At 49.1% G+C, this 14,498-nt stretch carries 13 protein-coding genes; 4 read left to right on the forward strand and 9 right to left on the reverse strand.

All coding sequences use genetic code 11. The features are described 5' to 3' along the window. Positions 1 to 122: 122 nt before the first annotated feature. The 3 genes from CLOSYM_RS17090 to lepB all read right to left on the reverse strand — a co-directional run bounded on the left by CLOSYM_RS17090 (position 123) and on the right by lepB (position 3,531). Positions 123 to 1,067, reverse strand: a complete 945-nt coding sequence (locus CLOSYM_RS17090; RefSeq protein WP_003500399.1) for a 3'-5' exoribonuclease YhaM family protein — start codon at positions 1,065 to 1,067, stop codon at positions 123 to 125. Between the two features lie 215 nt (positions 1,068 to 1,282). Further along, positions 1,283 to 2,605 carry a S1C family serine protease gene (locus CLOSYM_RS17095; RefSeq protein WP_003509750.1) on the reverse strand — a complete coding sequence of 441 codons (1,323 nt, stop codon included), beginning with the start codon at positions 2,603 to 2,605 and terminating at the stop codon, positions 1,283 to 1,285. A 365-nt stretch (positions 2,606 to 2,970) separates the two neighbouring features. Further along, positions 2,971 to 3,531 carry a signal peptidase I gene (gene lepB / locus CLOSYM_RS17100; RefSeq protein ID WP_021643078.1) on the reverse strand — a complete coding sequence of 187 codons (561 nt, stop codon included), beginning with the start codon at positions 3,529 to 3,531 and terminating at the stop codon, positions 2,971 to 2,973. A gap of 562 nt (positions 3,532 to 4,093) precedes the next feature. On the opposite strand from lepB, the gene CLOSYM_RS17110 reads away from it, so the two are divergent. Further along, positions 4,094 to 6,496 carry an endonuclease MutS2 gene (locus CLOSYM_RS17110; protein ID WP_003500406.1) on the forward strand — a complete coding sequence of 801 codons (2,403 nt, stop codon included), beginning with the start codon at positions 4,094 to 4,096 and terminating at the stop codon, positions 6,494 to 6,496. A gap of 80 nt (positions 6,497 to 6,576) precedes the next feature. After that, positions 6,577 to 7,290 (forward strand): response regulator transcription factor, encoded by a 714-nt coding sequence (locus CLOSYM_RS17115; protein ID WP_003500408.1) that lies wholly within the window; start codon positions 6,577 to 6,579, stop codon positions 7,288 to 7,290. Between the two features lie 158 nt (positions 7,291 to 7,448). Here the strand turns inward: CLOSYM_RS17115 and CLOSYM_RS17120 are convergent, their stop codons facing one another. The 5 genes from CLOSYM_RS17120 to CLOSYM_RS17140 form a co-directional block, all read right to left on the reverse strand. After that, a complete protein-coding gene (locus CLOSYM_RS17120; protein WP_021643081.1) occupies positions 7,449 to 8,660 on the reverse strand; it encodes a DNA glycosylase AlkZ-like family protein in 1,212 nt (403 codons plus the stop codon). Between the two features lie 35 nt (positions 8,661 to 8,695). Next, positions 8,696 to 9,706: a DUF4349 domain-containing protein gene (locus CLOSYM_RS17125; RefSeq protein WP_021643082.1), complete on the reverse strand. Its 1,011-nt coding sequence runs from the start codon at positions 9,704 to 9,706 to the stop codon at positions 8,696 to 8,698. Between the two features lie 280 nt (positions 9,707 to 9,986). Further along, on the reverse strand, positions 9,987 to 11,345 hold the full coding sequence (locus CLOSYM_RS17130; protein WP_003500414.1) for an MATE family efflux transporter: 1,359 nt from the start codon (positions 11,343 to 11,345) through the stop codon (positions 9,987 to 9,989). 77 nt (positions 11,346 to 11,422) lie between these two features. Then, complete coding sequence (locus CLOSYM_RS17135) at positions 11,423 to 12,001, reverse strand: hypothetical protein (protein ID WP_021643083.1); 579 nt, start codon at positions 11,999 to 12,001, stop codon at positions 11,423 to 11,425. A 9-nt stretch (positions 12,002 to 12,010) separates the two neighbouring features. Then, positions 12,011 to 12,829 carry a MerR family transcriptional regulator gene (locus CLOSYM_RS17140; RefSeq protein WP_021643084.1) on the reverse strand — a complete coding sequence of 273 codons (819 nt, stop codon included), beginning with the start codon at positions 12,827 to 12,829 and terminating at the stop codon, positions 12,011 to 12,013. Between the two features lie 196 nt (positions 12,830 to 13,025). Here CLOSYM_RS17140 and CLOSYM_RS17145 point away from each other — a divergent pair, with 196 nt between their 5' ends. Beyond that, positions 13,026 to 13,328: a DUF2089 family protein gene (locus CLOSYM_RS17145; RefSeq protein ID WP_021643085.1), complete on the forward strand. Its 303-nt coding sequence runs from the start codon at positions 13,026 to 13,028 to the stop codon at positions 13,326 to 13,328. Further along, a complete protein-coding gene (locus CLOSYM_RS17150; RefSeq protein ID WP_003509760.1) occupies positions 13,328 to 13,729 on the forward strand; it encodes a hypothetical protein in 402 nt (133 codons plus the stop codon). Before CLOSYM_RS17145 ends, CLOSYM_RS17150 begins: the two co-directional genes overlap by 1 nt. Positions 13,730 to 13,999: 270 nt before the next feature. Here the strand turns inward: CLOSYM_RS17150 and rpiB are convergent, their stop codons facing one another. After that, positions 14,000 to 14,443, reverse strand: coding sequence for a ribose 5-phosphate isomerase B (gene rpiB / locus CLOSYM_RS17155; RefSeq protein WP_003500449.1), 444 nt, complete (start codon positions 14,441 to 14,443; stop codon positions 14,000 to 14,002). Positions 14,444 to 14,498: the final 55 nt, after the last annotated feature.

Here is a 14,498-nt window from a genome sequence, read left to right on the forward strand (position 1 = left end):
ACCACAGTATCTCCTTCTCCAGCCAGCGATGCCACTTCCCCGGGACGAAAGACTCATAGATCCCTCCCCGTCCGCTGGCCTGCGGCTGCGTCCTCACCTGCTTAACTTAAATGCCCCTTCAATCAGACCGTCGTCTTTCGGACATTACTCTCCAGAAGACGGTTAAAGCCCAGCCACTGTGTATTATCTCCCGCCTTTTTAAGCAGTTCCGTCATAGTCTCCAGTTTCGCATCCGTATTGTCGGCAAATGCCAGAGCCAGAGCCTCCATCAGCGCCGGTTTTTTAGGGGAACCATATTCCAGTTCGCCATGATGCGCAAGTATACAGTGTTTCAGTTCGGAGGCCGTTTTTTCCGGGAATCCCGCAATTGTCCGGATTCTCTCCCCGACCATCTCCGTTCCGATTATGATATGCCCCAGGAGCTGGCCGTCGTCCGTATAATCATTTTCCGGAAATGCAGACAGCTCTTTCGTCTTTCCGACATCGTGAAAGAGAGCCGCTGTAAGTAAGAGATCCCGGTTAATCATCGGATAGGCTGCGGAGTAATAATCACACAGCTTCATTACGCTTAATGTATGCTCAAGCAGCCCTCCCACAAAACCATGATGGACACTCTTAGCCGCCGAATGGAAGCAGAACCTTTTTACAAACTCCTTGTCGTCCGTGAAATAACTTTCAGCCAATTGTTTCAGCCATGGATTCTTCATGGACTGGATCAGTGCAGTGAGTTCCCTGTACATCTCTTTAATGTCTTTGGAGCTGACCGGAAGATAGTCGCTTTCTATGTATTCGCCCTCGTCCGCCTTGCGGATCCGTTTCACATTGAGCTGGTTGGAACCCTGAAATACCGTCACATCTCCGTCTATATATACATAATTCATCACATCAAAGTTACCGATTCCCGGCGAACCCAAATCCCAAATCTTTGAGTCGATAGTACCCGTCCTGTCCTGGAGGGTCATCGACACGTACTCTTTCCCATTCTTTGTCAATAATATCTGTTTTGTTTTGCAAAGATAAACGTCTGAAACACGCATACCCTCATGGAACTGATCAATATATTTCATACTCTTCCTTCCTCTCTGCGGCAATGGAAAAACTCCGTAAAATCGTAACAGATAAGACAGAATGAACTGTTATGTAAAATCTGCTATTTCGTCAACAGAGAGTCTGACAAGTCAGACTCTCGTGTTTTACCATCACATTTTCTCTTCTTAATTCTTATATTTTGTCTTCTTCTGATTCGGCTGACTTTTTAAGCCCGGGCCATCGTCAGGCTGCTCTACCTGGCCCTTATCTCCACTTCAAATGGATCCAGCTCCTTATAGCCGTCCGGACCTTTTCTCATAATCTTCACAGTTACCCTGGAACCGCAGCGGGCATTTTCAATCTGCATCTGAAGCTCCTTGAATGTGGTGATCTCTTTTTCTCCGAATAATGTGATAATGTCTCCGTTCTGGATTCCCGCGTCATAAGCCGGTCCGCCCGATACGGCCTCCACCACATAGACTCCCTGGGGAATCCCGCTCTCTGCCATCGCTTCGTTGACTTCCTGTCCCCTGACGCCGAAATAAGGCACCTGATGGCCGTTCGTCATCTTTTCAATCACGGGCTTATAATCGGAAATGCTCACGGACGCGGTGATATCACGGTTTTCCTCATTTTTATAATCGTCAGAGGTCCATCCGATAATCTCTCCGGCCGTATTTAAAAGAAACGTACCCATAGTGGAGTTGCTGCATATATCTGCATATATAATCCTTGTGATGCCGTCCGTCATCTGAACGTTCCTTGCAATGTAGGAGACCGTTCCGTATGTCATGGAGTGTACCTGTCCCGACGGACCGCCGACTCCGATAACGATATCTCCCGTCTTCACGGAATAGGAGTTGCCGAGAGTGAGTATCTTTATCTCTTTTCTCAGTTCCTCGCCCAGCTCCTGGCATTTTACGGAAATAACAGCCATGTTAAGCACTTCATCAATCTGCTTCGTCTGTCCCGTAACCTTTGTACCGTCTGAAAATGTCACTGAAATTGAATCGGCCTGCCTCACTGCATCCGCACAGGTAAATATCAGATACTCTCCCGGCGTCTTTGCAATTACCGCACCGGCATAATCACCGGTACTCTCAACCGGGTTACCGAACAGATCTGTCTGCTGCTTTCCTGAACTGATCTTCACAATCCCTTTATCCGCCTGCACCGCCACATCGCGCAGAGAACTGTAAAATGAGTTCAGGTTATCCGGTGTAAAGCTGTAGCGCGTAAGCGCATCTTCAATCGCCTTCTGAAGTTCCTCTTCCTCAACATGTATCGGAAGCGTCTCCTCCTGAGTCGGGCCGACGGCGGCTGTCTCCGGATCATCCTTGGCAAAAACGATGGAGGTGCTTTCCTCCGTCTCCTCTCTTCCCAGGTACCGATCCGCCAAAGGCTTGGCCAGCACAAAACTGACAGCCGAAATCACGCCAAACAACACGGCAAGGCACATGAGAATCAGCACACGCTTTGCAATCTGTCTTTTGGACAACGGCTGTTTTACAATCTTTTCCCTCATAAATTCCCGGTTACCGGGATTTCTCTTCTCAGGTCCTTCCGTATCCGGCATACTTTTTTCTCCTTTGAACAACATACCACTATTATACTTTTGTTCCGGTAGTTATGCAAGAAATTTCTGTACAGCTGGTTTTATTTGGTTATGCTTGTCTTACTGTTCATAGCAGAATGGAGATTTAACTGAGGTTGGGAGGACGCGTCCGGAGCGGACCATGTCCGGTGTGGTGAGGGGGCTGTCTGAGTCTTCCGTCCCTGTGGGAGGTTGGTCTTGGAGGGGGAATCCGGCCGGCGAAGTCTTCCACCGGGACGAAAGACTCATATACACACTCCCCCCTCGGCTTGGCTGTGGAAACGTGATGTTCAAAAAGACTGCATACCGGTATTTCCCGGCCATGCAGTCTTACCAATGTTTCTATTCTATTCAATCTTGCCGATACTCGGAAAATAGCGGAAAAGAACCTTCGCAATTATCTTCTTTTTCGGTACGTAGGGGTCGTCCCAGGCCCTGGCGTCTCTGGAATAATTCCGGTTATCGCCCATCATCAGGTAACAGCCCCCCGGAACTTCAAAGCGGTCATCCTTCCATCGCATCTCTTCATGCAGATACGGTTCGTCAAGCGGTTCCGGAGAACCGTTAATATAGATTCTGCCGCCGGATATCTCCACCGTCTCACCCGGCAGCCCGATTACCCGCTTCACCAGTCTGGTTTCCTTTCCGGACGTATCAATCTTGTGATTGAAGATGACGATGTCGCCTCTCTGCGGATCCCCTGTTATATAGGCCAGTCTGGAACCGATGATCCTGTCCCCCGTCATAATGGTCGTCTCCATCGAATTGCTGGGCACCCGGCTGTTGGCAATAATAAAGGTATTCAGAAATAACGCAATGCCGGCTGCCGTCAGCAGGATAAAAAACCACTCACGAATTTCTTTTTTAAAGTCGAAAGTTTTCTCTTTCTTCTGTTCCTTGTTCTCCATTGATGTCTTATCCTTTCTTTATTGTGGAACCGGCGCATTTTTCGTCTTCTGCCGTTTTGCCTCTCTGTCAGCGCCGGAATGCATTTTTATATACCAGCAGGCTCCAGCGCCATATCGTCGAAGCACTGTACACCGTCTCACATAAATCAAAAGACGTTTTAACTGCCTGATGTCCATAAAATCCACCCACCCCTTACGGCTCCGCTTATACGGCCGTATTATTCATTATTCTACTATGCGGCAATATCTGAGTCAAGGTGAATGCAAACTGCCTGCGTAATCCTAATCGGTTCCTTTCCCCATATTTTGACACGTTTTTCCCATATCTTAAGAAAAAGGACGGAATTAAGGGGTGGCACAAAAGAAACCGTATATGATATAATGTCCGCAGAGCGGGCATTATATCATATACGGTTTCTGCGTCCACCGCAGAAAGCTGGGCGCTGTATTCCGCCTGAGACTCATGTGAACAGCCCTCCTGTGCCGGCTGCCGCACGCAATAATTCAGCAAATACCGAAACTTATTTAAATAAACAGCATTTTTTTACAAGGTGAATGAAAGATGAATCAAAAAGCACTTAAAACTTTAGAATATAATAAGATAATCGCACAGTTGGAGGAATATGCTTCCACCCAGATTGGTAAAACATTGTGCCGTGAACTGGTTCCGTCCTGCAGCCTGGAGGAAATCCGCAGGAATCAGACGGAAACAACCGATGCCGCCACGCGTGTCCGAATGAAGGGCAGTCTTTCCTTCGGAGGGGTTAAGGATGTGCGCGGCTCCTTAAAGCGTCTGGAGATTGGAAGCTCCCTGAATATTATAGAGCTTCTCGCCGTCAGCTCTCTGCTGACCGTCACGGCCAGAGCCAAAGCATATGGCCGCCGGGAAGAATCGGAGCTGCCGGACGATTCTCTGGATGAGATGTTCCGCACCCTGGAACCGCTCACCCCGGTCAATACGGAAATCAAACGCTGCATCATATCAGAGGATGATGTCAGCGACGACGCCAGCCCGGGACTTTCCAAAGTCCGCAAATCCATGAAGATCATCGCCGGCCGCGTACACACCCAGCTCAATTCAGTACTCAATTCCAGCAGAGCCTATCTGCAGGAGGCTGTAATTACGATGCGGGACGGGCGCTACTGTCTGCCGGTTAAGTCGGAGTATAAAAATCAGGTGCCCGGCATGGTACACGACCAGTCCTCCACCGGATCCACGATTTTCATCGAACCGATGGCTGTCGTGAAGCTGAACAATGAGCTTCGTGAACTGGAAATCCAGGAAAAACGCGAAATTGAATTTGTCCTTACTGCGCTGAGCGGCGAACTAGTTCCTTATACCGACACAATTGCCCTTAACCTGGAGCTTCTGGCCAAGCTGGATTTTATTTTTGCCAAAGCTGCCCTGTCCCGCCATTTTAACTGTACGGAGCCTAAATTCAACAACCGGCGGTACATCAATATCAAGGACGGACGCCATCCTCTGCTGGATCCGAAGCAGGTCGTACCAATCAACATTTACCTGGGGGATCAGTTTGATCTCCTGATTGTAACCGGTCCCAATACCGGCGGTAAAACCGTCTCTTTAAAAACAGTGGGCCTATTTACCCTGATGGGGCAGGCAGGCCTCCATATACCGGCGTTTGACGGATCTGAGCTGGCTGTCTTTGAAGAGGTGTTTGCCGACATCGGAGACGAGCAGAGTATTGAGCAGAGCCTCAGTACCTTCTCCGCCCACATGACCAACATTGTTTCCATCCTGGAGCAGGCGGACAGCAATTCCCTCTGTCTCTTTGATGAGCTGGGCGCCGGAACCGATCCGACCGAGGGCGCTGCGCTGGCAATCGCCGTACTCAGCTTCCTCCATAATATGAGCTGCCGGACCATGGCCACCACCCACTACAGCGAACTGAAAGTCTATGCGCTGACCACCCCGGGCGTGGAGAACGCCTGCTGTGAATTCAGCCTGGAAACACTGCGTCCAACTTACCGGCTTTTAATCGGAATCCCCGGAAAGAGCAACGCCTTCGCCATCTCAAAGAAGCTGGGGCTTCCCGACTACATTATTGAAGATGCGAAAAAGCATATTGAACAGGAAGACGAATCTTTCGAAGATCTGCTGGCAGACCTGGAAGATAACCGCGTGACGATTGAAAAAGAGAGGGCCGAAATAGCCTCCTATAAAGAACAGGTCGCCATTTTAAAAAGGCGCCTTGAACAGAAGGAGGAACGTTTCTCCGAGCAAAAAGATAAGATGCTTGAAAAAGCCCGTGAAGAAGCGCAGAGGATTCTTCAGGATGCCAAAGATACAGCGGATCAGACGATCCGCAGCATTAACCGGCTGGCAAAAGAATCCGGCGTGAATAAAGAACTTGAAGCGGAACGCAGCAAGCTAAGAAACAAACTGAGTGACGTTGATAAAAAACTGGCCGTGAAACCGGCTGTTCCAAAAAAAGCCGTATCACCGAAATCACTGAGGCTTGGCGATACGGTACGGGTCCTTTCCATGAACCTGAAAGGCACGGTAAGCTCACTTCCGAACGCAAAAGGCGATCTTTACGTACAGATGGGTATTCTCCGTTCCCTGGTGAATATAAAGGATCTGGAACTGGTGGACGAAAAAACCATAAGCGGTCCCGGGATCCCGCAGTCAGGCCCCCGCAGTTCCGGCAATAAAAACGGAAGCGGAAGCAGCAAAATTAAAATGTCAAAATCCTTCTCCATCTCGCCGGAAATCAATCTGATTGGCATGACAGTTGACGAGGCCGTACCGGCTCTCGACAAATATCTGGACGATGCCTATCTCGCCCATCTGCCTCAGGTAAGAGTTGTCCACGGGCGGGGAACCGGCGCGCTGAAAGCCGGAGTCCACAGGCATCTGAAGAGACTGAACTATGTAAAGGATTTCCGTCTGGGCGAATTTGGTGAAGGAGACACCGGTGTCACAATCGTTACATTTAAATAGAAATGTGCCGCTGTCCGCAGAACCGCGTATTTAACCGGTTCTGTGGACTGTGGCTAATATGGTAAACAGGGGGAATAAAGATGGCAGAGAAACAGCGTATCCTCATCGTCGATGACGATTACAATATTGCGGAACTGATTTCACTTTATCTTACAAAAGAATGTTTTGAAACGAGAATTGTTGGCGATGGGGAAGAAGCGCTGAAGCTTTTCCCTGTCTTTGAACCTAATCTTGTGCTTCTAGATCTGATGCTGCCTGGCATTGACGGCTACCAGGTCTGCCGGGAGCTGCGGGCCTCCTCCCAGGTTCCAATCATCATGCTCTCCGCCAAAGGAGAAATCTTCGACAAGGTGCTGGGACTGGAGCTGGGTGCGGACGACTATATGATTAAGCCCTTCGACTCCAAAGAACTGGTTGCCAGGGTTAAAGCCGTACTCCGCCGCTACCAGGCTGCTCCGCCGTCCGCGGCCCCAAAGCCAACGGATCAGCACGGCGACTTTGTGGAATACCCGGATCTGATCGTAAACCTTACCAACTACTCCGTCATTTACAACGGGCACTCCATTGAAATGCCGCCGAAAGAGCTGGAGCTTTTATATTTCCTCGCCTCCTCCCCCAATCAGGTATTTACAAGGGAGCAGCTCCTGGATCATATCTGGGGTTATGAATATATCGGTGACACCAGAACTGTAGACGTACATATCAAGCGTCTCCGTGAAAAGATTAAAGATCACGATAAATGGGCGCTGACTACTGTATGGGGAATCGGGTATAAGTTTGAAGTGAAGAGGTGAGTTGGGTGAAGTTGGAGGACGCGTACCGGAAGGGAGCAGAGCCGGTGCCATAAAATTGGTTGGCTGAGTCTTTAGTCCCCGGTTTACAGGTTGCCGCGGAGGGGAATCCGCCCCAAGTTTTCGCCGGGGACTGAAGACTCAGGCGAAGTCCTCCCTGTTTATATTACACACTTCTTAAGGGCCAGTCCCCGAAATTGCGCATATTCCTCCGCAAGCTCCTTTAAATTATTCTTTTCCTCTGTCTCTAACGCTTCGAATAATGTCATCTCCGTTTCCAGCTTATCCCCAAGCGTCTTTGTTCTCCAGATTCCGGCTATCCGGCCTGCCTTCAGGATTACCCCGGGATTTCCGACCGTCTTCCAGACGGCTTTCTGCAGTGTCCTGTCTTCCAGGAGGACATCTCTGTCCTTTATATCGAGATAGGGATCGTGGGCTCCGAGAAGAAGCAGCCTTTCTCCGTCAGCTTGGGAGTGCGCCAGCGCCTCCATATCATTCGACAGCATATAGCACGTTTTCTTCCCTGTCTGAACCGGTTCCATCTCGTCTTTAGCCCCGCTCCAGAGCCGCCGGGCCTGCTGCCCGGAGCAGCCCAGCCACCCCATGAAGGAATCTCTGCCGGACGGGCCGTAGCAATGCAGAAACGTTCGCACAAGTTCCCTTTCGCACTCTTTCCTGGCTTCCGGTTCCTCTGTAAACGCCAGTTCTTCCGGTCTGCGGCCCGTCCAGTTTTGAAAAGAAGTAAAGGTCGGGGTTATCCCCTGCCTTCTGCCAAACACAATGAGGGATGAAAAGGAACAGGGGCGGAGCAGGAAAGAGACGGCGGCGCCTCCCACCGTTTGTCTGTCCGGGTTTCCGTACATGGACGGCGCTCGCCAAAGCGCCCTTTTTTCTTCCGTTAAGCTGCATTCAATTATATCGGCCAATGTCTGGTCAAGAGTCTCCTTACTCCTGACCGTATGGCTGTTAAGATAACCGGCTGCCTGCTTTGTCCGCATCAGCAAATCATCGAAAGACATCTGCATGTAATCCAGAGCGGCTGTGATACCACGCGTGTAAATCCATGGCTGTTCTCCCTCCTGGGCAAGCAGCGCCGTCAGGAAGACGCCGCTTCGGTCTGTCGGAAAAACGAGAGGAACACCGCGGACACTCCATGCCTGGAGCAGTATCTTTTTCTCGTACAGAGCATCGTGCAATATGGGCAGCGAACAGCCCTCCAGCCGGTTGAACATGGCCGTCTCCCAGGCCCCGGGCGGGGAATTCTGCACACCGCAGGCGCCTGCCGCATCGGCCAGTCCCGATAACGGCAGCTTCTTTTCCAGATGGTGGGCCTTAAGGCGGTAGCTCCTGATATTTTCTGTCTCAATCTTCATCGGTTCTCCTCATCGTTATTTATCTTTTCATCCGGTTATTTATCTTTCCTGCGCCTGAACATTCCTTTCTTCTTTTCCTGCCCCTCTTCCTGTATATCTGTTTTATTCCTGTTCGCCTGTATTTTGACCGCCCACCATACAATAACCAGCAGGGCCAGGCAAAGTATAATCACGGGACTGTAAGATATCAGCATGACAAACAGATTTGTAAGCGCAGTGCCGACATTCTGCAAATTTTCTGAAAAGCCTCTCCGAATTCGGCTGCCCACCGTCTCCTCCTCTGTCGGCGTAAGTAAAATCACTTCCTCGACATAGAGATTGACCGTACTGTAGGATACCTGATTCTCCATCAGGCGAAGCTGTGATTCATAGGACTCTAACTGGTAGCGTATCTCAGAAAGCCTGGACTCCAGTGTGATAATCGCTTCCGTCGTATCGGCCTTCTCGAGCAGCGCCCATAGGCGCTCCTGCTCCACTAAAAGCGTCTTCTTTCTGCTTTCCACGTCGGCATAGCTGAGTGTGACATCCTCCACGGACTCCTGCTTATTCGTCACATTCCCGTTAGCCTCCACCTCCGTTATAAAGGCAGACAGATGATCGGACGGGATACGGGCCGTAATCCGGGCGCTTTTCCGGCTTCTTTCGCCGCCATAGCGGATACTGCTGCCGGAAATATCCGAATTTTCGATATAACCGTCAAGCTCCGTCACCTTTTTGTCAATGCTCTCCATCAGCTCGTCAAACTCCATGGTCTCCAGATTCATGGAAACGGTTCTGATTAATTTCCGCTTCGTATTTACCGGCTGTATTCCCCCGGAAGAGGAAGTCATACCGGAAGGCTCCGCTGTTTCAGACTTATAGTCCGTACTCCCCGGCGCCATACCGCTTTCCTCATTATAAATCATGTCCTCCCGCGCCATACCGGCGCTGGTTTCGGCTGCTGCCGCAGGGGAGGACGCGCCTTTACCGCACGCCGATAATAGCAGACAGACGGCCAGCAGCAACAGCAGTCCCCTGTTCTTTCTGGTGTTTCCGATTTCTTTCATAATATCTCCTCCTGTTAAAGCTCTTACACAGCCGCCAAAAGCCCCGGAAATATAACTCCTCCTCTCCCCGTTTCAAAGTTCACTCTTTGGTCCATCCGTTATTGGGCTGACAAAGGCTGCCGCATTTTTTATAGATTTCATATTTCTTTTCCATATTTATTACCTTTTCCGCCATCTATTTACTGAAATTTTATCATGTAAAGCATTTCCTTTCAATGAATTTAATAGAATTGTCAGAAATAAACGTTAATATTAAGCTGCGATCCGCAGCACAGCCCTGTTACCGTTTACCGGCGCCTGCCAGGTTTGAATCTTTCCGGATCTGCCGGACGACAAATGCCAGTGTGTATACTGCCATAAACCCGGACACAGCCGGTGCAATTGAACCAATCAGCAGCAGATTATCGGGACAGCGCGTAAATACCAGCCAAATGAGCGGCATTCTCAGCACCAGCGCGCCAAAGCAGCAGCTTATCATCGTAAACACGGTTTTTGCCCTTCCGTTCATATAACCATTCAGGCAGAATACAAATGAAACAGCCAGGTAATCATAGCTGCAGGCCCGGAAGAAAGGAATTCCGGCCCTGATTATATCAGGATCCCTGTTAAAAATTCCTATCATCGTCTGGGGTGAAATCTGAGCCCATAAGAAGAAGACGGAGGAGGCGAGAATGGCAAAGCCGATTCCGGCAGCCAGTGATTTCTTCGCTCTCTCCAGTTTCCCCGCGCCGTAATTCTGCGCCGTGATTACCGCCAGGGCGCTGGCTATGGAGGTGGCCGGAAGCATTGCAAACACATCGTATTTACTGGCAATACCCACCGCCGCCGCAGTGCTGACGCCAAGCCGGTTTATAACCGACGTCAGATACAAAAATGACAGCCGGACCATGCTTTCCTGAAATGAAATGGGAATCCCGACACAGGCCAGTTCCTTTAATCTGCCTTTATCTATCCGCATATTACTGAGCGTGAAGGTAAAAAGGAACTTCTTTTTGTTCAGATAGATAATGGAAACTATCATGCTGACGGCCTGTGACAGAACCGTGGCCAAAGCTGTTCCCGCCACTCCCATATGTAAATATTTGACAAACACAAAATCCCCGATAATATTCAGAATACAGGACAGAGCCACAAAGTACATCGGCCGCCTGGAATCCCCGTATCCCCGGAGAATCGCGCTGATGGCATTATAACCGCAGATAAAAAAGATGCCGTAAAAGCAGATTGTAACATATTGTTTTGCCAGTGCGGCCGATTCGGCCGGAGTCTGTAAAAGAGCCAGTATCGGATCGGTAAAAATCAGCATCACTAACGTAAGCGCGACAGCCACGGCAGCAAATACGGACAGAGTGGTTCCGATTGTCCTTCTTGTCTGTTCTTCATCCCGCATGCCCGTATATTTTCCTACCAGGATTGTTCCTCCCATCGTTAGGCCGGACACCAGATTTGTAATAATCTGGGTCACCTGAGTTCCGGTGGATACGGCCGCCACACTTTTGGGGGAACAGTACCATCCCACCACCATCAGATCCACAGCCCCATACAAAGCCTGGATCAGGTTTGCAATCAGAAATGGAACGGAAAAGGCCAGCAGGGCATGGAATACATTGCCTTCCGTCAAAAGATGATCCTGTTTCATAAATAAAGTACTCCTTTCATTTAAAAACAAAATAAACCCTCCAGCAACTGGAGGGTCAATACTTTTTCATAACTTTACTACTCGTTCATAACCTGTTCCGTTATAATCCGATATACCTTTTCCACTTCCGGCACATCCTCAAGATAGAATACCGGCTCCCGTTTTTCTCTCTGGTAAAACGGCATTCTGATCCGGCAGTACACCAGACTTATCTCAACCGGTTCCCTGCCGAATGTAATCGTTCCCGTTCCGTCACGGTTTACAGACCGGTTCACCACCGGGATTTTCTTCAGCAGGATATAGTCGGCATTTTTACCCTGACGCCTGAGAATCCTTTTCGTGGTCACAATATAGTCCGTATTGCGTTTCATTATCTGTGCATGGAAAAAACGGCCTATCAGCAAATACAGGCCAAACACGAAAAACACGGCGCCGAATACGGCGAAAACTATATCCTCCTCAGAGAACTGCGTGACAAACAGCAATGACATGGCACACCACGCCAGGCTGAACGGAACCATAACCGCATCATATCCATGAAAAAGCTTCCCCGGTACAGGTTTTCCTATCCATATCACATTTTCATCCTCTTTTAACTGTCTGTTCAGCCAGCCCCGATTCAGGCTGTCTGCAAAGTCCTTCTCCTGACTTCTCATTGATACCCCCTAACGCTTTCCCACCGGAATCTGAATCTCCGTCACATACTGCCCCACGTCATCGGTAAAACCGGCATCTATCAGCGTCACCTCAACCGAATCCCCCAGGCAGTCATATCCCTTTTCTTCCATATAAGTGAGCAGTCTTTTATAATATTCGGCTGCGTCTTTATGCATACCCGAGAACCTCACCGCCAAATACCTCCCTTCCGGAAGGATCTGTTCGGCGCCGCGGCAGGAGTCACCATCCTCCAGGAATACAAAAATTCCGGAAAAGTTTTGAAACCGGCGTCCCAAAAGATTGGCTTTAGAAATGGCAACGCCTACCTTGCCCAGGAAAATAGCCGGCTCTGTCAGACTGCTCAGCTCCAGTTCCCGGATCGGATATTCCAAATCCTCCTCCAATTGAATTTCCTTCCGCAGAAAGACAATCCGGCGTTTTTCACAGTGAATTTCCCGTATCTCCCCGGTCGGAGTACGAAGAGCATCCTCCAGGGCAGCCAGCCTCCGTTCCAGCTTCCTCTCAATTCTGAGGAGAGCGTTTATCTTTCTCCGGGTCTCCTGCTTCTGCTCTTCCATCAGAAACTGGAGGCTCCTGACGTCCCTCTTTTCAAAAAACAGGGCTATACTCTTTAACGGCATATCAAGAGCGCGCAGATACTTAATGGAATTCATCCGCTCAAACTGTCTTGTGGAATAATACCTGTATCCCGAATCCGGATCCGTCGTCTCCGGACACAGGATACCGATTTCATCATAATAGCGCAGCGTGCGGATATTCACTCCAAACAGCTTTGCCATCTCTCCTATTGTAAAAAGTTCCTTCATCTCCTGCCTCCAGTGTTTTATCGTCTCTTTTAAATTTAATGGCTGGGGGAGTAATTGTCAATTTGAATTAATTAAGCTGTGAATTCTTACAGTTTTATTTCAATATTTTAAATGTTATAATCAAATATTGACTTTAATTATATTAAAGATTATACTAAATATTATTAAAGTATTTAAATTAAGGAGGGAAACATCTATGGCAATTGAAATTATACCGGACTGGATGGCTAATCTGGATGATGAGGATGTGATTTTTATTAAAAAGTTCATTCTGGCCTCCGGTTCCCTGAAGGAGATCGCCTCCCAGTACCATGTGACCTATCCTACAGTCCGGCTGAGGCTGGATAAGATTATTCAGAAAATCCTGATCAGCGAGGACAGCGCGGCAGAGCCTTATATCGCTCTGATTAAACGCCTGGCGCTCAATGAGAAGCTCGATTTTGACACGGCGAAACTTTTGATATCCGAATATAAGAAGTTGAAAAAGGAGGAAACATAATGGCTATCGCATCCTATATGATTATTGTAATCCTGCTGTTTTACGGGGGCATCCTCTGGCTGCAGTTCTTTCTGTCCAGAAAGCCGAACCGCTGGCTGGGGCTTATCCTTCCCCTGATCTCTTTCCTGTTTTCCCTCCAGGCCCTTCTGGGAATTGCCGCCTACTCGACCGTGCGCACCTCAGTTACCACAATTATGGAAAACGGAACCTCCTATACAACGGAGGATGTGGTCGTCCCTCCTGAGAAAAAAGACACAGGACAGCTTATCGCAACTGCTGTCTCCGTATTTATTGAATACAATATACCAACTGTGATTCTGCTCGGAATCTACGCAGGCTGCCGCAGCAGAAGAAAGAAAAATATGGAACTGGAAAAAATGAATATTCAAGACCTGGAATAACCGGACGGCACGCCTACGCCTCTATTCAGCGCCCTTTTTCTCCCAGCGTGGAAAAACTCTCGCATTGAAGACGGAGCCGGAAATTAAAGATATGAAAACAGCCTGTGCGGCCTGTAAGTGCCCACCGCGGAAAAAGCGGGCTTTGAAAACTGATTATTGCAACCGATTCAATAAAGGAACAAAAGCACCGGCGGCCAGGGGACGGGACGGAAGACTCCGTCAACCAATTCCACTACTCCATCCTCTGGCCATACCGGACCTGGTCCTCACCTATTCATTTGCTTCTATCGCCATAATCTGATCAACTCTTCTCTGATGCCTTCCACCTTCAAACTCAGTATCCAGCCACACCTCGGTAATCATCTTGGCCAGCTCACTGCCCACAACGCGGGCGCCAAAGCAGAGTACGTTGGCATTATTGTGCAATCGGGACATTTTTGCAGTATACGGCTCGCTGCAGACACAGGCGCGGATGCCTTTTACTTTATTGGCAGCCAGGGAAATTCCCAGTCCCGTACCGCAGATGGCGATTCCGAGCTTTGCCTCTCCTGCCGCCACGGCTTTTCCCACTTTCTCACCATAAACAGGGTAGTCACAGCTCTCGGTGGAGTTTGTTCCCAGATCCAGTACCTCATATCCCTTTTCTTCCAAAAATTCCTTGATAATTTCTTTTAGCTCCACTGCTGAATGGTCATTTCCAATTGCAATTTTCATAATATACTCTCCCTTGCTTCATATGGTAGTGTCAAGTTTCACTACCTGTTTTATT

The sequence above is a fragment of the [Clostridium] symbiosum ATCC 14940 genome (assembly GCF_000466485.1).
Lineage (GTDB): Bacteria > Bacillota > Clostridia > Lachnospirales > Lachnospiraceae > Otoolea > Otoolea symbiosa.